General features: G+C 72.4%; 16 protein-coding genes. 10 read left to right on the forward strand and 6 right to left on the reverse strand.

The window, feature by feature from the left end:
* Window positions 1–236: 236 nt before the first annotated feature.
* From OG470_RS14590 to ispG, 4 genes are read left to right on the forward strand one after another with little or no spacing between them, the layout of a single operon-like run.
* Window positions 237–881 (forward strand): Uma2 family endonuclease, encoded by a 645-nt coding sequence (locus OG470_RS14590; protein WP_328424590.1) that lies wholly within the window; start codon window positions 237–239, stop codon window positions 879–881.
* 43 nt (window positions 882–924) lie between these two features.
* Window positions 925–2136, forward strand: coding sequence for a 1-deoxy-D-xylulose-5-phosphate reductoisomerase (dxr, locus tag OG470_RS14595; protein WP_328424592.1), 1212 nt, complete (start codon window positions 925–927; stop codon window positions 2134–2136).
* Window positions 2136–3386 (forward strand): M50 family metallopeptidase, encoded by a 1251-nt coding sequence (locus OG470_RS14600; RefSeq protein WP_328424593.1) that lies wholly within the window; start codon window positions 2136–2138, stop codon window positions 3384–3386. Before dxr ends, OG470_RS14600 begins: the two co-directional genes overlap by 1 nt.
* Before the next feature lie 9 nt (window positions 3387–3395).
* A complete protein-coding gene (gene ispG / locus OG470_RS14605; protein WP_328424594.1) occupies window positions 3396–4568 on the forward strand; it encodes a flavodoxin-dependent (E)-4-hydroxy-3-methylbut-2-enyl-diphosphate synthase in 1173 nt (390 codons plus the stop codon).
* 107 nt (window positions 4569–4675) lie between these two features.
* Here the strand turns inward: ispG and OG470_RS14610 are convergent, their stop codons facing one another.
* Complete coding sequence (locus OG470_RS14610; RefSeq protein WP_328424595.1) at window positions 4676–5257, reverse strand: PadR family transcriptional regulator; 582 nt, start codon at window positions 5255–5257, stop codon at window positions 4676–4678.
* Window positions 5258–5366: 109 nt separating this feature from the next.
* Here OG470_RS14610 and OG470_RS14615 point away from each other — a divergent pair, with 109 nt between their 5' ends.
* Window positions 5367–6590 (forward strand): MFS transporter, encoded by a 1224-nt coding sequence (locus OG470_RS14615; protein WP_328424596.1) that lies wholly within the window; start codon window positions 5367–5369, stop codon window positions 6588–6590.
* Between the two features lie 57 nt (window positions 6591–6647).
* A complete protein-coding gene (locus OG470_RS14620; RefSeq protein WP_328424598.1) occupies window positions 6648–7487 on the forward strand; it encodes a GNAT family N-acetyltransferase in 840 nt (279 codons plus the stop codon).
* 355 nt (window positions 7488–7842) lie between these two features.
* Here the strand turns inward: OG470_RS14620 and OG470_RS14625 are convergent, their stop codons facing one another.
* Window positions 7843–8400, reverse strand: a complete 558-nt coding sequence (locus tag OG470_RS14625; protein WP_328424600.1) for a hypothetical protein — start codon at window positions 8398–8400, stop codon at window positions 7843–7845.
* Between the two features lie 1053 nt (window positions 8401–9453).
* On the opposite strand from OG470_RS14625, the gene OG470_RS14630 reads away from it, so the two are divergent.
* On the forward strand, window positions 9454–13095 hold the full coding sequence (locus tag OG470_RS14630; protein WP_328424602.1) for an ATP-binding cassette domain-containing protein: 3642 nt from the start codon (window positions 9454–9456) through the stop codon (window positions 13093–13095).
* Between the two features lie 79 nt (window positions 13096–13174).
* Here OG470_RS14630 and OG470_RS14635 read toward each other — a convergent pair whose 3' ends face one another.
* The 4 genes from OG470_RS14635 to OG470_RS14650 all read right to left on the reverse strand — a co-directional run bounded on the left by OG470_RS14635 (window position 13175) and on the right by OG470_RS14650 (window position 17516).
* A complete protein-coding gene (locus tag OG470_RS14635; protein WP_328424603.1) occupies window positions 13175–14242 on the reverse strand; it encodes an NADH:flavin oxidoreductase/NADH oxidase in 1068 nt (355 codons plus the stop codon).
* 70 nt (window positions 14243–14312) lie between these two features.
* Window positions 14313–15617, reverse strand: coding sequence for a dicarboxylate/amino acid:cation symporter (locus OG470_RS14640; protein ID WP_328426352.1), 1305 nt, complete (start codon window positions 15615–15617; stop codon window positions 14313–14315).
* Window positions 15618–15841: 224 nt separating this feature from the next.
* Window positions 15842–16558: a DUF998 domain-containing protein gene (locus tag OG470_RS14645; protein ID WP_328424605.1), complete on the reverse strand. Its 717-nt coding sequence runs from the start codon at window positions 16556–16558 to the stop codon at window positions 15842–15844.
* Window positions 16551–17516 carry a glutathione S-transferase family protein gene (locus tag OG470_RS14650; protein WP_328424607.1) on the reverse strand — a complete coding sequence of 322 codons (966 nt, stop codon included), beginning with the start codon at window positions 17514–17516 and terminating at the stop codon, window positions 16551–16553. The genes OG470_RS14645 and OG470_RS14650 overlap by 8 nt, the downstream gene beginning before the upstream one ends.
* Before the next feature lie 106 nt (window positions 17517–17622).
* Here OG470_RS14650 and pcaF point away from each other — a divergent pair, with 106 nt between their 5' ends.
* The 3 genes from pcaF (at window position 17623) to OG470_RS14665 (ending at window position 21961) form a co-directional block, all read left to right on the forward strand.
* Window positions 17623–18828, forward strand: a complete 1206-nt coding sequence (pcaF, locus tag OG470_RS14655) for a 3-oxoadipyl-CoA thiolase (RefSeq protein ID WP_328424608.1) — start codon at window positions 17623–17625, stop codon at window positions 18826–18828.
* 150 nt (window positions 18829–18978) lie between these two features.
* Window positions 18979–19791 carry an SAM-dependent methyltransferase gene (locus OG470_RS14660; RefSeq protein WP_328424609.1) on the forward strand — a complete coding sequence of 271 codons (813 nt, stop codon included), beginning with the start codon at window positions 18979–18981 and terminating at the stop codon, window positions 19789–19791.
* 4 nt (window positions 19792–19795) lie between these two features.
* Complete coding sequence (locus tag OG470_RS14665; RefSeq protein WP_328424610.1) at window positions 19796–21961, forward strand: putative bifunctional diguanylate cyclase/phosphodiesterase; 2166 nt, start codon at window positions 19796–19798, stop codon at window positions 21959–21961.
* Window positions 21962–21986 lie beyond the last annotated feature (25 nt).

A 21986-nucleotide genomic window follows, 5' to 3' on the forward strand; every position in this document is an offset into this window, starting at 1 on the left:
CAGCCCGGAGATTGCGGGGGAGTTCGATGCGGTCCTCACCCCGGAGTTCTGGCCGGCGCTCTGCAGCAGCCCCCGCAAATACTCAGCAGAAAGTGATCAACGGTGGGGTGGGGTCGGTGGGTGGCGTGGCATCGCAGGCGCGCTCATTGACGGACACTGCGTGCGACGTGCCTGTTGGCGGGGCTGCGCGGCTAGGCTGAGCTGAGCAGGATGGTCCGCGAAGGGGGTGAGCCCGGATGGCCCAGGCAGCGTTCGCGCCGGAGCCGGCGCCGCAGCACACCGAGCCGTCGTTCGACGTGCTGCGGTGGCACGACGAGCCGTGGACAGCGCAGCTCGCCCTTGACCTGTTGCCGGAGACCAACGGCCCCAAGGTTGAGGTCCTGAGCGGAAGCGTGATCGTGACACCACATGCGGGAATCGATCATCAGTCGGTCGAGCGAGAGTTGCCCTACGTGCTGCACCGCGCCGCGCGGAAGGCCGGATTCTGGGTCTACCCGGAGATCAACGTGTTGTCTGAGGATGATCTCTTCATCCCGGACATCGCTGTGCTGCGTAACTCGGGCGGTGGCCGCACGACGGTTCCCATCGCCGAGGCGGTGCTGCTGGGCGAGATCGTTTCACCGGGTAATCGGCGCAAGGACGTGATCGACCGCCCCCGGGAGTACGCGGCCGTCGGGGTGCCCTTCTTCCTCCGGGTGGACCTGCGCAACCGGGTGCCGACCATCGCCCTGTTCGAGTTGGTGGACGGTGAATACCGACCGTTGGCCGCCGCTGCGGCGGGAAGCACCTTCGCCATGCGGGAGCCGTTCGAGTTCGCCATCGATCCGGCGGAGCTGTTGGACGAGGAGGCGCCGCCGGAGGAGTCGGCCGGCGAGGACTGAGGCTCCCAGCGGGCGCTCAGCGCCTCTGGGGAACAATGGCCCCGTGACTTCCCCCCGCGACCTCGTCCTGCTCGGGTCCACCGGCTCGATCGGCACGCAGGCCATCGACATCGTCCGGCGCAACCCGGACCGGTTCCGGGTGGTGGCGCTCGGCGCCGGTGGCGGCAACGTCGCGCTGCTCGCCGCGCAGGCCCTGGAGCTCGGCGTCGACGCGGTCGGGGTGGCCAAGGCATCCGCCGCGCAGGACCTCCAGCTCGCGTTCTACGCCGAGGCGAGCAGGCGCGGGTGGGCCACCGGCGACTTCAAGCTTCCCAAGATCGTGGCCGGGCCGGACGCGATGACCGAGCTGGCCCAGTGGCCGTGCGACATCGTGCTCAACGGGGTGGTCGGCTCGCTGGGCCTCGCTCCTACGCTGGCCGCGCTGCGCGGTGGTCGTACTCTCGCCCTGGCCAACAAGGAGTCCCTCGTGGCCGGCGGCCCGCTGGTCAAGGCCGCGGTGACGCGGCCGGGGCAGATCGTCCCGGTCGACTCGGAGCACTCGGCGCTGGCCCAGTGCCTGCGTTCCGGGTCACGCGGTGAGGTGCGCCGGCTGATCGTCACCGCCAGCGGCGGCCCGTTCCGGGGCCGGGGCCGCGACGAGTTGACGCAGGTCACACCCGAGCAGGCGCTGGCGCACCCGACCTGGAACATGGGGCCGGTCGTCACGATCAACTCGGCCACGATGGTCAACAAGGCGCTTGAGGTGATCGAGGCGCACGAGCTGTTCGACGTGCCCTACGCCGACATCACCGTGATGGTGCACCCGCAGTCGGTGATCCACTCCATGGTCGAGTTCACCGACGGATCCACGATTGCCCAGGCCAGCCCGCCGGACATGCGGCTGCCCATCGCGCTGGGGATCGGCTGGCCGGACCGGGTGCCCGGGGCCGCCGCCGCGGTCGACTGGACGAGCGCGCACACCTGGGAGTTCGCCCCGCTGGATGACGCCGCGTTCCCGGCGGTGGCGCTGGCCAAGGCCGCCGGGGAGGCCGGGCGCTGCCGCCCGGCGATCTACAACGCGGCGAACGAGGAGTGCGTCGAGGCGTTCGTGGCGGGCCGGCTGCCGTTCCTCGGCATCGTCGACACGCTGGAGCGCGTGTTGGAGGACGCTCCCGACTTCGCCGAACCAGGTACCGTCGAGGACGTGCTCGCGGCCGAGTCGTGGGCACGCGCGCACGCGCAGGAGATCATCGCGGGTTCGGTGGAAGGAGCTTGATGTCGTACCTGCTCGGGGTGGTCCTCTTCGCCCTGGCCATTCTCATCTCGGTGAGTCTGCACGAGGCGGGGCACCTGCTCACCGCCAAGGCGTTCGGGATGAAGGTCACCAAGTACTTCGTCGGATTCGGCCCCACCCTCTGGTCGTTCAAGCGGGGCGAGACCGAGTACGGCGTCAAGGGCATCCCGCTCGGCGGTTTCTGCAAGATCGTCGGGATGACCCCGCAGGACGACGACGTGGACCCGGCCGACGAGCCGCGGGCGATGTGGCGCTACCCGGTCTGGAAACGGACGATCGTGATGGCCGCGGGGTCGATCACCCACTTCGCGCTCGCCCTGATCACCATCTGGATCCTCGCCGTCTCCGCCGGCCTGCCCAACCCGGACTTCCCGACCACCGACGCGCAGGCCCGCAATGAGCCGGCGGTCATCCAGCTCAGCCCGTGCGTGGTGCCGGAGAACGCGCTGCGGGCATGCACGCCCGCCGACGCGGCCAGCCCCGCCGCCCAGGCGCAACTGCGCGACGGTGACCGGATCACCTCGGTCAATGGCACCCCGATCGGCAACTACGGCGACCTGCTCACCACGCTGCGCAATCTCAAGCCGGGGGAGACCGCGCGGATCGAGTACGTCCGTGACGGGCAGTCGGGCAGCACCAGCACCGTGCTCGCGCAGACCCAGCGTCCGCCCCTGGACGACCCGAAGGGCGCCGCCGGGCCGGTGGCCGCCCTCGGCGTCGGACTCGTCCCCAGCACCCCCACCCGGGTGACGTATGGGCCGGTCGGCGCCTTTGGCGCGACCGCCTCCTTCACCGGCGACCTGGCCGTCGGTACGGCCCAAGCGCTGCAGCGGCTCCCGCAGAAGGTCCCCGCCCTGTGGACCGCCCTCACCGGCGGCGAGCGGGACGTGGACACCCCGATCAGCGTGGTCGGCGCCAGCCGGCTCGGCGGCGAGGCCGTGGAGAACAACGCCTGGCTGGTCTTCTTCATGCTCTTCGTGTCGCTGAACTTCTTCATCGGCGTGTTCAACCTGCTGCCGCTGCTCCCGGTGGACGGCGGCCACATCGCCATCGCCTGGTTCGAACGGGCCCGCTCCTGGATCTACGCGCGGATCGGCCGGGCCGACCCCGGCCGGGTCGACTACCTCAAACTGATGCCCTTCACGTACGTGGTGATCCTGATTGGTGGTGCGTTCACCCTGCTCACCATCGCCGCGGACGTCGTCAACCCGATCACGCTCTTCTCAAGGTGAGTGCCTGAAGTGACCGCAATCAGTCTCGGTATGCCCGCCGTGCCGCCCCCGCCGCTCGCACCACGCCGGGCCAGCCGCCAGATCATGGTCGGCTCGGTCCCGGTCGGTGGCGGTGCGCCGGTGTCCGTGCAGTCGATGACCACCACCCTCACCTCCGACGTCAACGCGACCCTCCAGCAGATCGCCGAGCTGACCGCGTCCGGCTGCCAGATCGTCCGGGTGGCGGTGCCGTCCCAGGACGACGTCGAGGCGCTGCCGGCGATCGCCAAGAAGTCGCAGCTCCCGGTGATCGCCGACATCCACTTCCAGCCCAAGTACGTCTTCGCGGCGATCGACGCGGGCTGCGCGGCGGTCCGGGTCAACCCGGGCAACATCCGCCAGTTCGACGACAAGGTCCGGGAGATCGCCAAGGCCGCCGGTGACGCCGGCGTGCCGATCCGGATCGGCGTCAACGCCGGCTCCCTGGACAAGCGGCTGCTCAGCAAGTACGGCAAGGCCACCGCCGAGGCGCTGGTCGAGTCGGCGCTGTGGGAGTGCTCGCTGTTCGAGGAGCACGGCTTCCGGGACATCAAGATCTCGGTCAAGCACAACGACCCGGTCGTGATGATCCGGGCGTACCGGCAGTTGGCCGAGCAGTGCGACTACCCGCTACACCTGGGCGTCACCGAGGCCGGCCCGGCCTTCCAGGGCACCATCAAGTCGGCGGTCGCCTTCGGCGCCCTGCTCGCCGAGGGGATCGGCGACACCATCCGGGTGTCACTCTCCGCCCCGCCGGTCGAGGAGATCAAGGTCGGCAACCAGATCCTGGAGTCGCTGGGGTTGCGCGAGCGGGGCCTGGAGATCGTCTCCTGCCCGTCCTGTGGGCGGGCCCAGGTGGACGTCTACAAGCTCGCCGAGGAGGTCACCGCCGGTCTGGAAGGGCTGCCGGTGCCGCTGCGGGTGGCCGTGATGGGCTGCGTCGTCAACGGTCCGGGCGAGGCCCGCGAGGCCGACCTCGGCGTCGCCTCCGGCAACGGCAAGGGCCAGATCTTCGTCAAGGGGCAGGTCGTCAAGACGGTGCCCGAGGCGCAGATCGTGGAGACGCTCATCGAGGAGGCGCTCCGGATCGCCGACGAGATGGGTGCCGAGCTGCCCGAGGAGTTGCGCGGGCTGGTCACCGGCCCGACCGTCACCGTGCACTGATCCGTCCGGCGGCGCTCTCTCGCGCCGACGACGCGTACCGAAAAGAGCGGCCGTCTCCCCCAGGGGAAACGGCCGCTCTTTGGCGTTCCGGGTGGTGCTGCCTCGCGTCACTCGGATTCGGCGAGGATCGCGTACAGCTTGCGCCGGGTCTCGTCGAGCACCTTGGCGGCCCGCTCCCGCTGGTCGTCGGTGCCGTTCATCATCACCTGGCGCAGCGCGCTCATCGCCTGCGTACCGGCGTCACGGATGTCGTGCCAGCTGTTCACCGTGTCCTCGGCGAACTCCGCCCACGGTGGGGTCTGCGCGGCCTCGGTGGCCTCGGCCTGACCGGCCTCGGTGACCGCGAACCGCTTCCGTCCGCCGCCGGACTCCTCCGTGCTGGCGACGATCACCCCCTCGTCCTCCAGCAGTTGGAGGGTGGGGTAGATCGAGCCAGGGCTCGGCCGCCAGGCCCCGCCGGTGCGGGAGTCGATCTCCTGGATCATCTCGTAGCCGTGCATCGGCCGCTCGGTGAGCAGTGCCAGCACCGTGCCCCGGACGTTCGGGCGTCGACCCCGACCCCGTCCCCGGCCGCGCCCACCCCAGGGGCCGCCGGGTCCGCCGTGGCCATGGCCGTGCGGGCCGGGCGGGAAGCCGAAGCCGCGCCTCCGAGCCTCGTGCATCGGGTGCTGATCTCGATGGAATCTCATGTCCGTTCCTTCCTTGGACTGTCGCTGATGCATCAACGATATATCGGCAACGCATCGCTGACAAGTACCGGGCTACAAACCGTACGTACGTCTTGTTAGGGTGTCGGGCATGCGCCTGCTTCCTCCACCGGGCCCGGCCCGGACCCTCACCCTCGGCACCCTGGTCAAGACCGTCGGTCGGGGCCTCTGGCTGGTCGCCAGCGCGCTCTTCCTCACCCGGTCGGTCGGCCTCTCACCGACCCAGGTGGGCGTCGGGCTGACCATCTCGGCGCTGGTCGGCGTACTCGCCAGCGCGCCGAGCGGCTACCTCGCCGACCGCATCGGGCCGCGCGGCGCACAGGTCGGAGGGCTGATCGCCGCCGGCACCCTGACCGCCGGCCTGATCACCGTCCGGTCGTTCGTCGCCTTCCTGGCGGTGGGCGCCGCCACGGCACTCGCCGACGCGGTCGAGCGCGGCGCCCGGGGCGCGCTGATCGCCGGCGTGATCCCCGCCGACCAGCGGGTGCACACCCGCGCCTACCTGAGGGCCACCACCAACGTCGGCATCTCCGTCGGCGCCGTCCTCGGCGGCTTCGCCATCGCCGCCGACACCCGCGCCGGGTACGTCGCGCTGATCCTGACCGCAGCGGCCGCGTCGCTGGCCGCGGCGGTGGTCTTCCTCCGGCTGCCCACCGTCGCGCCGGTCGCCGCCCCGACCCACGGACCCCGGCTGATCGCCCTGCGGGACCGCCCGTTCCTCGCGTTCACCCTGCTCGACGGGCTGATGTCCATGCACTTCAGCCTGCTCACCATCGCCCTGCCGCTGTGGATCGCCGGGCACACCCGGGCACCGGCCTGGATGATCTCCGGGTTGACGCTGGTCAACACTGTGCTGGTGGTGCTCCTCCAGGTACGCGCCGCGCGCAGCGCCGTCACCCTGCCGGGAGCCGCCCGCGCCTCCCGTCGGGCGGGGGTGGCCATCGCGCTGGCCTGCGTACTCTTCGCCGCCAGCGGCTCGCTGCCCACGGCGGCCGCCGTCGCTCTCCTCTGCTGCGGGTCGCTGGCGCACGTGATCGGGGAGCTGTGGCATTCCGCCGCCGGATGGGGGATCTCCTTCGGGCTGGCGCCGGCCAACGCGCAGGGGCAGTACCAGGGGGCATACGGCATGGGGTACGAACTGGGCAAGATGCTCGCCCCGGTCGTCGTGACCAGCCTCGCGCTCGGCTGGGGCATACCGGGCTGGCTGCTGCTCGGCGGGCTGTTCCTCCTACTTGGTGCCCTGGTGCCCCCGGTCGTCCGGTGGGCCGGCCGCACCCGACCGACCAGCCTTCCTGCCGAGCCCGTGCCCGTCTGAGGCCGGGCTCGTCACTCGGCCGGCGGGGCGGGGTTCCGATCTGGCAGGCTGGTACACGTGCTGACGGTGCCGGTACGGCAACTGGGAGAATCGGAGCGCCGCGCGGTCGAGCGACTGCTCGACTTGGACCCCTTCGCGGGCGCGCAGGTCGCCGAGCGCATCGCCGCGCGCGGGCTCTCCTGGTGGCGGGCCGAGGGCAGAATCCTGGGGTACGGCGCACGGCGCAACCTCGAATCACTCTGCTGGCTCGGCGGCAACCTGACCCCCGTACTCGCCACCGAACCAGCCATCTCCGCCTTCGCCGATCTCCTCGCCGGCGAGGAGAGGCTCTGCTCCTCCATCGTCGGCCGGGCGGACGCCGTCCTCGGCCTCTGGGACCGCCTCTCCGACGCCTGGGGCCCGGCCCGGGACGTCCGCCCCAACCAGCCGCTGCTGGCCACCGACACGCTGCCGGCCGTACCGGCCGACCCGGAGGTACGCCAGGTTCGCGCCGGTGAGGTCGACCGGCTCTTTCCGGCATCGGTGGCCATGTACACCGAGGAGGTCGGCGTCTCCCCGCTGGCCGAGGACGCCGGACGCAGCTACCGCCGGCGCGTCAACGACCTGGTCCGCGCCGGTCGGGCGTACGCCCGGTTCGTCGACGGCAAGGTCGTGTTCAAGGCCGAGCTGGCCGTGGTGACCAAGCGGACCGCGCAGGTCCAGGGCGTCTGGGTGGCTCCGGAGTGGCGGGGCCGGGGGATGGCAACCGCCGCGATGGCCGCCGTCGTACGCGACGCCCTGCTGCGGGTCGCCCCGACCGTCAGCCTGTACGTCAACGACTTCAACCTGCCAGCGCGCCGGGTCTACGAGCGCTGCGGCTTCCAGCCGATCGGCACCCTCGCCACGGTCCTCTTCTGACCGCCAGTTCCATTTGGTAGGCGGGCCAACTTTCGTGTGCAGGTTGCCTTCCGACCCGACCCGACCCGACCCGGTCCGGCCTGGCTCGGTCCGGGCCGGCCTGGCCTGCTCCGGTTCAGTTCGGCTCGGACTGGCCTGGTTCGGCTCCGCCCGCCCGCCCGGCTCTGCCTGCCTGGCCCGACTCCGCCCCCGGCCTGCCCTCGGCCCGGCCCGGCCCGGCAGATCTTGGACAGTTTCCGTTAGCGGGTAACTGTTAGCGGGTAACGGAAACTGTCCAAGATCTTGGGTGGATATGCCGCTGGCCGGCACCCCGGGTTGGGGTGCCGGCCAGCGGTTCGTTCATGCGGTGCTGGGGTCAGCTGTTCCAGTACTGGCCGACCAGGTCGGTGGCCTGCTTCTCCCACTGGGCGTAGGCGTCCGGGTAGGCCGACACCTGCACGGTCTGCGCGGCGTCGGTCAGCGGCATGTCCTGCCACCCGTCGACCTGCTTCAGACCCTTGAGGAACGCGGTGGTCGAGTACTCAGGGTCGGTGATCTGCTCCGGCGTACCCCAACCCGAGCTCGGCCGCTGCTGGAACAGGCCCAGCGAGTCGTGGTCGTTCATGTCGCCGAGGTGGCCGAGGTTCTCCAGCTTCGACTCCTGCAGGCTCGTCGCGATCGAGATGACCGCGGCGCGCTCCGGCAGACCGGCCTTCTTCGTGGCGGCGATGATCGCCTTGACGTTGGCGGTCTGCTCACCGTTCAGGTCGATGCGCGACTGCTCACCCTGCGGCGAGACCGACTGCACGGCCACGGCGGCGGGCTTGGTGTCGACGGGGGTGGCGGCGTGGGCGGCGATCGGACCGGCGAACACACCACCGGCGAAGGCCAGACCAGCAACGGACAGCACACTCTTACGCATGATCGTGTTCATGGGGGTAGCTCCTTCACGGGGGTAAACACCCAGCCGACCGGGGGATCGGCGTTACAGGGTGCGAGCACCTCGTCCGGCGCTAACAACAAAGTCTTTTCGGCGACCAACGGGCGGGGGCTCGTGGCGCCGGGTCTGTGTGTAACGACCGCCGGGCCGACATCATTCCGGGCCTGGCCCATCCGCCGGCACCCAGTGGAGCGGGGGTGCGGGGGGCGGTCGTTCAGGGGATCTGTAACGACCGGCGGGCCGGGGTCATTCCGGCATTGGCACCGGGTCGAGCGGGTGCCTGGTGCGGTCGTTCGGGGATCTGTAACGACCGGGCCGGGCCTGGCATTCCAACCCCGGGGGGTGGGGCGGCGGGCCGTGGTACTGCGATCGTCAGGGTATGTAACGACCCCAGGCCGGCCCCCATTCCACCGCACGGGTGCAGCCGGTCACACACCAGAGACCCCGATAAGGGACATTCGACGCCCGGACCGCCCACCGCTCCCGGCGTCAGCCGGACATTCGACGCGCGCCCGGCACCGCCCCCGGCGTCAGACCGGGCCGGCTGGCGATGGTCAACTCCAGATCGCCGACATGGGGGCATCACCGCGGCGGGATACCGCGACATCGCCGACACCGAGTCGATCAACCCGAAACCTCGCGACCCGGCCCGGAGTCGACAACACCGGTGATACCTCACAGGCATATTGATGCCTCACAGGGATCACGCCAACAACAGCGTCAAGCCTGACCGCCCGGAGCCGGGATCGCCTGGGTCGAGCGCGAGAAGCGGCGGCGGCGCGCGTACCACGGCAGTCCCACGTCCCACCGCATCCCGCACGGACGTGGCCCGGAAGCCCGCCCACCCGGTCAGTCCGGCACCGGCCGAGCACGGAAACCGGACGGCGTGGATGCCCGATGATGACCGGGATCACAGGTTCCACAGATCGCGAGTTCGGACCGGTTGACCTGACCGGAAGCCCTGCTCAGAGACGGTAAATCGGTTGAGTTGATCGGTTCCGTACCGGCACGCTGGGTTCGCCGCCACCCACGTCCGGAGGGACACCAATGCGCCTGCTCCGTGATCTGTGGGGCACCTCGACACGTCGGATGACGATCGTGGCCGTCCTGATCGTGCTCGGCGCCGCCGGTCAGGCGGGCGCGTCGGCGCTGGCCGGCGCGGTGCTGGTGCACCGCTCGGCCGGCTTCTTCGCCGTGCTGGCCGCGGCGCTGGTCGCCGTGGTGCTCAGCGACCTCGCGGTGAGCCTGCTGATGGCCGGCCTAACCGCCGACTGGTCCGCCGACGTGCGCCGCCGGCTCTGCCGCGTCGCCCTCGGGCAGGACCTGCCCACCCTGGAGACCACCCCGGTGGGCGAGCTGCTCGACCGCATCGACGGGGACGTCTACCAGGTCGCGTCGGCGGTCCGTAACCAGGGCACCCGGCTCGCCCAGGGCCTCTGCGTCGGCCTGTTGTCGATGGTCGTCGCGCTGGTCGTGTGGTGGCCGGCCGGTATCGCGATGCTGCTGCTCACGGTGGTGCTCGCGGTCGGACTGCGCCGACCCACGGCGCGGATCGGTCCGGCCCGGATGGCCGAGGAGGAGGCATGGTCGGACCTGGCCGCCGTGATGGAGGAGGCGGTGCACGGCCAGGACGACGTACGGACCAGCCTGGCCCGGCCGTACGTACTGCGGCTGTACGCCCGGCGGGCCGCCGCCGTGCTGTCCCGGGGCCACCTGGTCTGGGTGTTGTCCGCGCGGGTGGCCACGGCCGCCACCGCGACGATCCGGGCTGGCATCGGCGTGGTGGTGCTCGGCGGGGCCTGGGCGTTGACCACCGACCGGGTCGACGCTGCCCGGCTCACCGCCATCTGGCTGCTCGCCCTGGCCTTCGGGGCCACCGCGGAACACGTCAGCCGGATGGTGCCGGAGATCCAGGAGGCTCTCGGCGCGTGGGCCCGGGTGCAGTTGCTCCAGAAAGCCCGACAGGAGCCCGTCGGCGGGGCCAGCCCGACCGAGGGTGACCTGCGTATCCGCGAGCTGACGTTCGGGTACCAGGTGAGCGGCCCAGAGAGCGGCCGGGGGGCGGCGCTGCGCGGGCTCAGTCTCACCTTCGCGCGCGGCCGCTCGTACGCGCTGATCGGGCGGACCGGCTCGGGCAAGTCGACTCTGGCGAAGGTGCTCACCAGGGCCGTCGACGTGCCGCCGGGAACGGTCTTCCTCGGCGGCACCGACCTGTGCGACCTCGACGTCGAGCAGTTGCGCCGCTGGGTGGCGCTGGTACCGCAGCGCACCGAGATCCTGGCCGGCACGCTCGCCGAGAACGTCGCACTCTTCGACCCGGAGCTGCTCGACGCCGCAGCCCGGGCGCTGAACGAGCTGGGCCTGGCCGGCTGGATCGCCGAACTTCCGGACGGGTTGGGGACCCGGCTGGGCGAGGGCGGGCACGTGCTCTCCGCCGGTCAGGAGCAGTTGGTGGCGTTCGCCCGGATCCTGGTCCGTGACCCGCATGTGGTGATCCTCGACGAGGCCACCGCACGGCTGGATCCGGTCACCGAGGCGCGGGTGCAGCGGGCCACCGAACGACTGCTGCTCGACCGGATCGGGATCGTCATCGCCCACCGACTCTCCTCGGTGCGCCGCTGCGACGAGGTCGTCGTGCTGGCCGACGGCGCGGTGGTCGAGGCCGGCCCGCTGGAGACGTCGACACGCTTCGCCGAGCTGCTGGCGACCAGTCACGCCGCCGCGTACGCCGCAGCGGCGCCGGCCGGCCGCGCGGGCGCCGGCACCGACCTGCTGGTCGGCCCCGGCCCGGCCGACGCCTGGCCGAGCGAGCCGGCGAGCGCACCGGCCGAGCCGGTCGGGCCAGTCGGGCCGGTCGGAACGAGCACGCCGGCCGGGCCGGTTGGGCCGGTCGAGCCGAGTGGGCTGGTCGGGCCGGTCGGAACGAGCGCGCCGATTGGGCTGGTCGAGCCGACTGGATCGGTTGGGCCGGTCGGGCCGACCCGTGCCGACCCGCCGCCACTGCCGCCCGTACCGCCGGCTCGGACGCTGCGGGAGATCTTCCGACTCTGTACCAACGATCCCCGGTACGGGCTGGCCGCGATCGGGCTGTTCCTCGGGCTCAGCCTGCTGGGGCTGGACGGCCCGGTGCTGCCGTGGCTCTGGGCCGACGTGGTCGACGGGACCGGCAACCCGTACCTGCCGGCGGTGGGGATCGCGGCCGGGCTGCTGGTCACCCTGCCGCTGCCGTACTACACCCACGTCTGGTTCCCCCAGTGGTGGGTGCGGCAGATGTTGCGGATCGGCCTGCGCCTGGTGCACGGCCAGACCGGGCCGCGCCGGGTCAGCTCGCACACCCCGGCCGAGGTGGTGGCGCAGGGCGGCGACACCGAGCGGGTGGTCCAGCTCGCCGACAACGTGCTGGACCAGGCCGTCGCGCTGGTCCTGGTGGTCGCCATGACGGCGGTCACCGGCAGCGTCGTACCGGGGCTGTTCTTCCTCGGCACGATGGTCGTCTCCGGGCTGGCCGCGACGCTGTTCGGGCCGAAGCTCGAGCGTGCGGCCCGGGCGACGGTGGCGGCGCGGGCTGCCTTCGCCACCGCGTTGGTCTCCACGCTCTCCGCGGCGCGGACGGTGAAGCTCGCCGGCGCGACCGCGGCGGTGCTACGTCACCTTGCGGACCTGGATGTGGTGCGCAGCGACCGGCAGCGGCGGGAGATCTCGGTGCAGGTGTGGTCGCGCTCCACGCCGTCGGTCGCCAGCGGGCTGTTGCCGATCGGCGCGTGGGCGCTCTACCTGAACGGCGGACTCTCCGCCGGGGCGGTGCTGGTGGCCGTCTCCACCCTGGGCGCGGCCCGCTGGTTCGCCTGGACGACGGCGTCGTTGATCTCCCAGCTGCCCTCTGCGCGGGTCTGGACCCGACGCACGGTGGCGATGACCGGGGTGAACGCGTACTCCGCGGGGGTGCCGGCGGTCGATCTGGCCGCCGGGACGGCGCCCGCGCCGAGTATGCCGCCCCGGCATCCGCTGCGACGACTGGAGCTGCGCGGCTTCGGGGTGGTGCACTCCGACGGCACGGTCGCCGTCCGGGATGTGGACCTGGCCGTGCAGCGCGGGCAGTTGGTGCTGGTCGTCGGGCCGGTCGGCTCGGGCAAGTCGTCGCTGTTGCGGGCGTTGGCCGGGATCGTGCACCACACCGGTGAGCTGTCCTGGAACGGCGACCCGGTCACCGAGCCGGAGTTGTTCCTGCGCCCCAACCAGGTCGGCTACGTCGGCCAGTTGCCCCGGGTGCTCTCCGGCACGGTGGCCGACAACATCGCGCTCGGCCACCAGGTGGACGCGGCCGGGGCGGTCACCACCGCCCAGCTCGACCACGACCTGGCCGCTGCCGGCGGTGGGCTGGGCCTGCTCATCGGGCACAAGGGCACCCGGCTCTCCGGCGGCCAGCTGCAACGGCTGGCGCTGGCCCGGGCGCTGGCGCCGCGTACCGAGCTGCTGGTCGCCGACGACGTGTCGTCGGCGCTGGACGTCACCACCGAGCTGGCGCTGTGGCAGGCGCTGCGCGCGCACGGGGTGACCGTGGTCGGCTCGACCGCGAAGCGCGCCGCGTTGGTCCGCGCCGACCACGTGGTGGTGCTGCTCGGCGGCACGGTGGCAGCCCAGGGGACCTGGCGGGACCTGGAGGGCGACTGGTCGCACCTGGCTGGCTGACGGTGGGGCGGCCGCCCGGCACGGCAGCCGTCCCACCGGCGGAGGTCAGCGGGTGCGGCAGCCGCCCCACCGGCAGGGGTCAGGCGGCGCGGGCGTACTGGGCGGGCCCGGTGTACGTGACGCCGAGTTTGGCGGCGGCGCGGCGCGGCCAGTACGGGTCGCGCAGCAGCTCCCGGCCGAGCAGCACCAGGTCGGCCTCGCCACCGGCGACGATCTGCTCGGCGTGCTCCGGCTCGACGATCAGGCCGACGGCACCGGTCGGTACGCCGGCCTCGCGGCGGATCCGGGCGGCCAGCGGCACCTGGTAGCCAGGGCCCAGCGGGACGCGCGCGTCCGGGTGTGCGCCGCCGGAGGAGGCGTCGACGAGGTCCACGCCGGCGCCGGCCAGCTCGGCGGCGAGCACGACGCTGTCCTCGGCCGTCCAGCCGCCCTCGACCCAGTCGGTGGCGGAGATCCGGGTGAGCACCGGCACGGTCTCGCCGACCGTCGCGCGTACCGCGCGGGCCACCTCCAGGGTGAGCCGCATGCGGCCGGCCCGGTCACCACCGTAGGAGTCGGTGCGGTGGTTGGTCAGCGGCGAGAGGAACTCGTGGAGCAGGTAGCCGTGCGCGGCGTGGATCTCCACGGCGGCGAAGCCGGCGTCCAGCGCCCGCCCGGCGGCGGTGGCGAAGGCCTTGACCACGCCGGCGATCCCGGCCGCGTCGAGGGCGGTCGGCACCCGGTAGTTGGCGACGAACGGCTCCGCCCCGGGACCGACCGGCGTCCAGCCGCCCTCGGCGTCCGGCACGCCGCCGCGGGTCTGGGCCCACGGACGGTAGGTGGAGGCCTTGAAGCCGGCGTGCGCGAGCTGCACGGCGGGCACCGCGCCCTGGCCGGCGACGAACGCGGTCACCGGCCGCCACGCGTCGACATGCGCGTCGGACCACAGCCCGGTGTCCTGCGGGCTGATCCGGCCCTCGGGCAGCACGGCGGTCGCTTCGGTCAGCACCAGCCCGACCCCTCCGACCGCGCGCGTGCCGAGGTGGATCAGGTGCCAGTCGGTGGGCAGACCGTCCGGGCCGGCGGAGTACTGGCACATCGGCGCCATGGCGATCCGGTTGGGCAGCGTCACCGCGCGCAGGGTCAGCGGCGTGAACAGGGAGCTCATCTCGTCATCCTCTCAAGAACCGACGACGGGCCCCTCGGATGAGAGGCCCGTCGCTGGTGGTGCGAACTGGTCAGGCGGGGACGGGGCTGAGCTCGTCCTGCCGGTCGGGCCGGGTGTTCGCGACCGGCTCCGGGTCGGTCAGGTCCCGCCGGCCGGCGGATTCGTACGCGGCCCGGTCGAGGGTGCCCTCGCGGGCAGCGACGACGGTCGGCACCAGGGCCTGCCCGGCCACGTTGGTGGCGGTCCGGATCATGTCGAGGATCGGGTCGATGGCCAGCAGCAGGCCGGCGCCGGCCAGCGGCAGGCCCAGCGTGCTCAGGGTGAGGGTGAGCATCACGATCGCGCCGGTCAGGCCGGCGGTGGCCGCCGAGCCGACCACCGAGACGAAGGCGATCAGCAGGTAGTCGGTGATGCCGAGGTCCACGCCGAACACCTGGGCCACGAAGATCGCGGCGAGTGCCGGGTAGATCGCGGCGCAGCCGTCCATCTTCGTGGTGGCGCCGAACGGCACCGCGAACGAGGCGTACTCACGGGGCACGCCGAGCCGCTCGACGGAACGCTGGGTCACCGGCATGGTGCCCACCGAGGAGCGGGACACGAAGGCCAGCTCGATCGCCGGCCAGGCGCCGGCGAAGAAGCGCAGCGGGTTGAGCCGGCCGGCGAGGATCAGCACCAGCGGGTAGACCACGAACAGCACGATGGCGCAGCCGACGTAGACGGCGGTGGTGAACTTGGCCAGCGGGGCCAGCAGGTCCCAGCCGTACGAGGCGACGGCGTTGCCGATCAGGCCGAGGGTGCCGATCGGGGCGAGTCGGATGACCCACCAGAGCGCCTTCTGGACGATCTCCAACAGCGAGCGGTTCAGCGCCACGAACGGCTCGGCGGCCTCGCCGACCAGCAGCGCCGCCGCACCGACCACGAGGGCGAGGAAGACGATCTGGAGGACGTTGCCCTCGACGAACGCGCCGACCGGGTTGGTGGGCACGATGCCGGTGAGGAAGTCGGTCCAGGAGCCGGTGTTCTTCGGCGGTGCCGCGCCACCCAGGTCGAGGGTCACGCCCTTGCCCGGGTTGGTGAGCAGGCCGAGGCCGATGCCGATGCCCACCGCGATAAGCGCGGTGATGCCGAACCACAGCAGGGTCTTCAACGCGAGCCGGGCGGCGTTGGCCACGCCGCGCAGGCTGACCACGCTGACCACGATGGCGGTGAAGACCAGGGGCGGCACGGCCAGCTTGAGCAGCTGGATGAAGAGGCCGCCGACGGTGTGCAGGGTGCTGGTCAGCCAGCTCAGGTCGTTGGTGCGGGCCAGGAAGCCGAGCGCCACGCCGAGCACGAGGCCGAGCAGGATCTGCACGGAGAAGGGAATTTTGCGCAGGCCGAAAGGCATGTGGGTCTGTCCAATTGTCTGGTCCGGGCGGGGTAGGCGGGAGAGTGCGGCTACGCCGGACAGACGCCGCTGGCCTGCAGTCGGAGATCGACGTACAGGCGGACGGTAAGGCCCCAGACATTGGTCATCGCCGGCCAACGTTACGCCGGTCCTTCTCCTGGGTGGAAGGACCGCTGATCGTGAGGCTCCTTACAGTCGCCGCCGATGCGTGCTCAGCGGCGGGCCAGGGCCAGCACGGTGGCGGTGGCCAGGCCCCACAGCACCGCGAGCGCCAGGATCAGCCGTTCCAGCACGCCCACCACCCCGCCCCGACCGACGAGGAGCATGGCCAGCCCCACCGTGGCGCAGAGCGGCAGGGCCAGCGCCGCCGCCCCGCCGGCCAGCCAACGTACCGCCCGGCCGGCCGGGCCGGCCAGGGCGAGCGCGACCATCGCGAGGACCACCGCCGCGGTCGCCGCGATGCTTCCTCCGCCATGCACCAGGTCCGCCACCGTGGCTCGCTCGAACGGCGGCAGCGGACAGCCGGCGGAGCAGGTCACCGCCCCGGACACGGCGGTGCACACGGCACTGACCGCGAGCAGCGCTGGCGCAGCCCGCGCCCCGGCGAGGAGCGCCGGCGCCGCCCGCACCCAGGGGGGCAGTGCTGGCGCGGCCCGCACCTCGGCAGGCAGCGCGGCGGCGAGCAGCAGCAGCGCTCCGGCCAGTGCGAGGACCCCGATCCGGTACGTCGCGGCGTGGCCGCTGCCGGCGATGCCCGCCTCACTGACGTACCCGGTGAGCCCCGGACCGGGACCGGCGACCACGGCGACCGTCACCGCGACCGCGCCGCCCAGCGCGCAGCCGGCGGCGGCCGACGCGGCGACCCGGCGCGCGACGTCCGCGTGGACGGCGGGCGCGGTCGTGGTGCCGGGCCGACCCGGCTCAGCCACGCCCGTGCGGCGTGGTCCAGCCGGACTGGTCGGGCCCCAGCGGCACGATGGCGCTCGGGTTGATCTCCCGGTGGGTGCCGTAGTAGTGCCGCTTGATGTGGTCGAAGTCCACCGTCTCGCCGAAGCCCGGGGTCTGGAACAGGTCCCGGGCGTACGCCCAGAGCACCGGCATTTCGGTCAACTTGTGCCGGTTGCACTTGAAGTGTCCGTGGTACGCGGTGTCGAAGCGGACCAGCGTGGTGAACAGCCGCACATCGGCCTCGGTGATCGCGTCGCCCATCAGGTAGCGCTGCCCGGCCAGCCGCTCAGAGAGCGCGTCCAGCCGGGCGAACAGCGCCCGGAACGCCTCGTCGTACGCCTCCTGGGAGGTGGCGAACCCGCACCGGTACACGCCGTTGTTGACGTCGGTGTGGATCTCGGCCATCAGCGCGTTCATCTCGGGGCGCAGATCGATCGGGTACAGGTCCGGCGCGTCCGGGGCGTGCAACCGCCGCCACTCGGTGGAGAAGTCCAGGGTGAGCTGCGGGTAGTCGTTGGTGACCACCCGACCGGTCAGCGTGTCGACCAGCGCCGGCACGGTCACCCGGCCGGTGTAGTCCGGGTCGGTGGCCAGGTACGCCTCGGAGAGGAAGCTGACGCCGAGGACCGGGTCGAAGCCGTCCGGGTCGAGGGCGAACGCCCAGCCCCGCTCGTCCCGGATCGGGTCGACGGTGCCCAGCGAGATCGCGTCGTCCAGCCCGAGCAGACCGCGCACGATCCGGGCGCGGTGCGCCCACGGGCAGGCGCGGCACCAGATCAGCCGGTAGCGGCCAGCCTCCAGCGGCCAGCGGTCCTGCTCGTCGGGGCCGCCGCCGGGCGGGGAGGTCGAGTCCGGGGTGACCCGGCCAGTGAACCGGTTGGGTTGACGGACGAACGCGCCACCGCCGCTGGTCTCTGCGCTGAACTGGGCCCGGGCCATGCCGTCAACCTATCCGGTGTCGGCGCGGATATCCTGGCGCTCGGTAGCCCGCAAGACCCCAGCGGGTGCCTCCACCCCCGCCGTCTCCACCCCCGAAGGACTCGCGATGACCGTGGCATACCTGGTGGCCGGTGTCCGTACCCCGATCGGCCGGTACGCCGGCGCGCTGGCCGGCGTCCGCCCCGACGACCTGGCCGCGCACGTGATCCGCGAGTTGGTCGCCCGCCACCCGTCGGTGGACTGGGCCCGGGTGGACGACGTCGTGCTCGGCTGCGCCAACCAGGCCGGCGAGGACAACCGCAACGTGGCCCGGATGGCGGCGCTGCTGGCCGGCCTGCCCGAGCAGGTACCGGGCAGCACGGTCAACCGGCTCTGCGGCTCCGGGCTGGACGCCCTCGCCACCGCCGCCCGGTCCATCGTGGCCGGGGAGGCGGAGCTGGTGGTCGCGGGCGGGGTGGAGAGCATGAGCCGGGCGCCGTTCGTCATGCCGAAGGCGACCTCGGCGTACTCCCGCTCGGCGGAGGTGTACGACACCACCCTGGGCTGGCGGCTGGTCAACCCGCTGATGCGGGACGGCTGGGGGGTCGACTCGATGCCGGAGACCGCGGAGAACGTGGCCGCCGAGTACGGCGTCGGCCGGGCCGAGCAGGACGCGTTCGCGTACCGCTCGCAGCAGCGTGCCGCCAAGGCACAGGCCGACGGCCGGTTCGCCGAGGAGATCGTGCCGGTCTCCGTGCCGGCCGGCCGGCGGGAGACCCGGCTGGTCGAGGTCGATGAGCACCCCCGCGAGACCTCGCTGGAGAAGCTGGCCGCGCTGCCCACCCCGTTCCGGGAGGGCGGCACGGTGACCGCCGGTAACTCGTCGGGCGTCAACGACGGCGCGGTCGCGCTGCTGGTGGCCAGTGAGGCCGCGGTGGCCCGCTACGGCCTCACCCCACTGGCCCGCATCGGTGGTGCGGCGGCGGCCGGCGTGCCGCCCCGGATCATGGGGATCGGGCCGGTGCCGGCCACCCGCAAGCTGCTCGACCGGGTCGGCGTCAAGCTGGGCGCGGTGGACGTGATCGAGCTGAACGAGGCGTTCGCCGCGCAGTCGGTGGCGGTGCTGCGCGAGCTGGGGCTGCCGGTGGACGCCGAGCACGTCAACCCGAACGGCGGCGCCATCGCGCTGGGGCACCCGTTGGGTGCCAGCGGGGCCCGGCTGGCGTTGACCGCCGCGCTGGAGCTGCGCCGTCGCGGCGGCCGCCGGGCACTGGCCACCATGTGCATCGGGGTCGGGCAGGGCATCTCGCTGCTGCTGGAGTCGGCCGCCTGAGCGCGGAAAGAGCGTGAAGGGATCTCCCGAACGCGGGAGTCAGCGGCCTAGAGTGGTCCACACCACACGACCCGTGGGTCGGCCGGGGGGCGCGGGCACGCCGACGCCGGTGCCGTCCCGCGCCGCGGCGATGAACTGGGGAGCACGCTGATGCCGGACGGACTGCCGACCGAGATCGATCTGACCAGGCCGAGCGCGGCCCGGGTGTACGACTATTTCCTGGGCGGGGCGCACAACTTCGAGATCGATCGGCAGTTGGCCGAGCAGATCGCCAGCATGACCCCGAACCTCGCCGCCACCATGCGCTCCGGCCGGGAGTTCCTGCGCCGTGCCGTCCGGGCGTTGCTCGATGCCGGCATCGACCAGTTCCTCGACATCGGCTCCGGAATTCCCACCGTGGGCAACGTGCACGAGGTGGCCCAGGGGGCGAACCCCAAGGCCCGCGTGGTCTACGTCGACATCGACCCGGTGGCCGTCGCGCACAGCCGGGAACTGCTCGCCGGCAACGAGCTGACCGGGGTGATCCACTCCGACCTGCGGGAGCCGGAGCGGATCCTCGCCGAGACCCGGCAGCTCGGGCTGATCGACTTCAGCCGGCCGATGGGCATCCTGCTGGCCGGGGTGGTGCACTTCATCCCGGACGCCGACCGGCCCGAGGACATCCTGGCCACCCTGCGGGCCGCCGCCGCGCCCGGCAGCTTCCTGGTCATCTCGCACTCCACCTTCGAGGACCAACCGCAGGAGATGCTGGACGCCCAGCGGCTCTCCGCGCGGACGGACACCGAGATCACGTTGCGGTCCCGCGCGCAGGTCACCGGCTTCTTCGGCGACTGGACGGTCCTCGAACCGGGCGTGGTGCACATGCCGCTGTGGCGCCCCGACTCACCGTCGGATGTGGACGAGCACCCGGAGCGGTTCGGCGCCTTCGGGGCGGTCGCCCGGTACGACCAGCCCGCCGGCTGATCCGGTGGCCGCCGTCCCGGATCCCGTCGGGGTCGACGTCGGCCGTGCCGATGCCCAGGGCTACGCCGCCGACTGGGCCCGCGCGGTACGCCGCCTCGGTTTCGTGCCGCTCAGCGCGGCCGAGACCGAGCGGCTGCTGCTGGTGCACACGGTTCGGATGGCCCAGGCGGTGCTGGCCGAGCCGTTCTCCGCCCGGCCCGCCGAGGAGATCGGGCGGGCACTGGTGGAGGCACACCTCACCGAGCCTGGCGCCCTCGAGTGGTCGTTGCGCGCCCTCGGTGACGACTTTCCCCGCCGTGTGCTGGCCGCCGACGACCGGCCGGCGGATCTGACCGAACGGATCGCGGCGATGCAGGGCGGGCTGGCCGCCGGGTTCGCCCGGGCGCTGCGCGACCGCACCTTCACCCAGCAGGAGCGGATCGCCCGGTCGGCCTGGCAGGCGCGTGACGAGGTGGAGCAGGCGCTGCGCGACAGCGAGGCGCGGTTCCGGGCGGTCTTCACCGGCGCCGCGATCGGGATCGGCATCGCCGACCTGGACGGCCAGATCATCGACGTCAACCAGGCGTTCGCCGACATGCTCGGCTATTCGGCCGAGGAGCTACGCGAGATCAACGTGGCGGCGCTGTTCCACGCGGACGACGCCGTCGGGATGTGGGAGCTGTACCAGGAGCTGATCGAGGGCAAGCAGGACTCGGTGCGGGTGGAGAAGCGCTACCACCGCAAGGACGGCAGCGTGGTCTGGACGGATCTGGCCGTCTCGCTGATCCGGTACGACGACGGCCGGCCCCGGTTCACCGTCGCGATGATCGAGGACATCACCCAGCGGTACGAGCTCCAGCAGCGACTGCGCTTCCAGGCGTTGCACGACCCACTGACCGGGTTGCCCAACCGGACGCTGTTCTTCGAGACGTTGGGCAGGTTCCTCGACACCGCCCGGCCCGGGCAGCGGATCGGCGTGTGCTTCCTCGACCTGGACGGCTTCAAGGCGATCAACGACAGCCTCGGCCACGACTTCGGTGACCGGCTGTTGGTGATGATCGGCCGGCGGCTGGCCGAGTGCGTGGCCGACCACGGCCACCTGGTCGCCCGGATGGGCGGCGACGAGTTCGTCATCCTGGTCGACGGCGGGGACGACATCGACGACGCGGTGGCCGTGGCGGAGGCCGCGTTGGCCGCCGTCGCCGCCCCCGTGCACGTCGACGACCAGCAGTTGGCCGTCTCAGCCAGCGTGGGCATCGTGGAGTGCCCGGCCGGGGAGACCACCGCCTCGGAGCTGATGAAGGCCGCGGACACCACGCTCTACTGGGCCAAGGCGGCGGGCCGGGGCCGGTGGGCGGTCTACGACCCGGAGCGCAGCGCCCGGGACCTCGCCCGGTCGGCGCTGGTCGCCGGGCTGCCGGCGGCACTGGACCGGGGCGAGTTCGTGCTGCACTACCAGCCGATCGTGTCGCTGCTGGAGGGCAGCATGCTCGCGGTGGAGGCGCTGGTCCGCTGGCAGCACCCGGAGCTGGGTCTGATCGGGCCGGACCGGTTCATCGGCCTGGCCGAGGAGACCGGCCTCATCGTGCGGCTCGGTGAGTGGGTGCTGCGGCGGGCGTGCCGCGACGCCGAGCGGTGGCGGCGGGAGTTCCCCGACGCCCGGCTGGTGGTCAGCGTCAACCTGGCCGCCCGACAGGCCGACGACCCGGCGATCGTGGAGACCGTGGCCGACGTGCTGCGCACCAGTGGGCTGCCGGCGGAGCTGCTCCAGTTGGAGCTGACCGAGAGCGCCGTGATGGGCAGCGCCGGTGAACCGCTGCGCAGCCTGCACCGGCTTGCCGCGCTGGGCATCCGACTGGCGGTGGACGATTTCGGCACTGGGTATTCGAACCTGGCGTACCTGCGACGGTTGCCGATCCACTGTCTGAAGCTGGCCGGGCCGTTCGTCGAGGGCATCCGCGCCGACGGAACGGACATCGCGGCCGACCACCGCGACGAGCGGATCGTCGACGCGCTGGTCCGGCTGGCGCACGCGCTGGAGCTGTGGGTCACCGCCGAGGCGGTGGAGACCGGGGTGCAGGCGGAACGGCTGCGGGCACTGCGCTGTGACACCGGGCAGGGGCGGTACTTCGGCGCGCCGGCCCCGGCCGAGGCGATCACCGCCCGGCTGGGCGGCGGGGCGGCGGCGTGAGCCGGGGACCCGTCCGGCGGTGGCA

The organism is Micromonospora sp. NBC_00389, from assembly GCF_036059255.1.
Taxonomy (GTDB): Bacteria; Actinomycetota; Actinomycetes; order Mycobacteriales; family Micromonosporaceae; genus Micromonospora.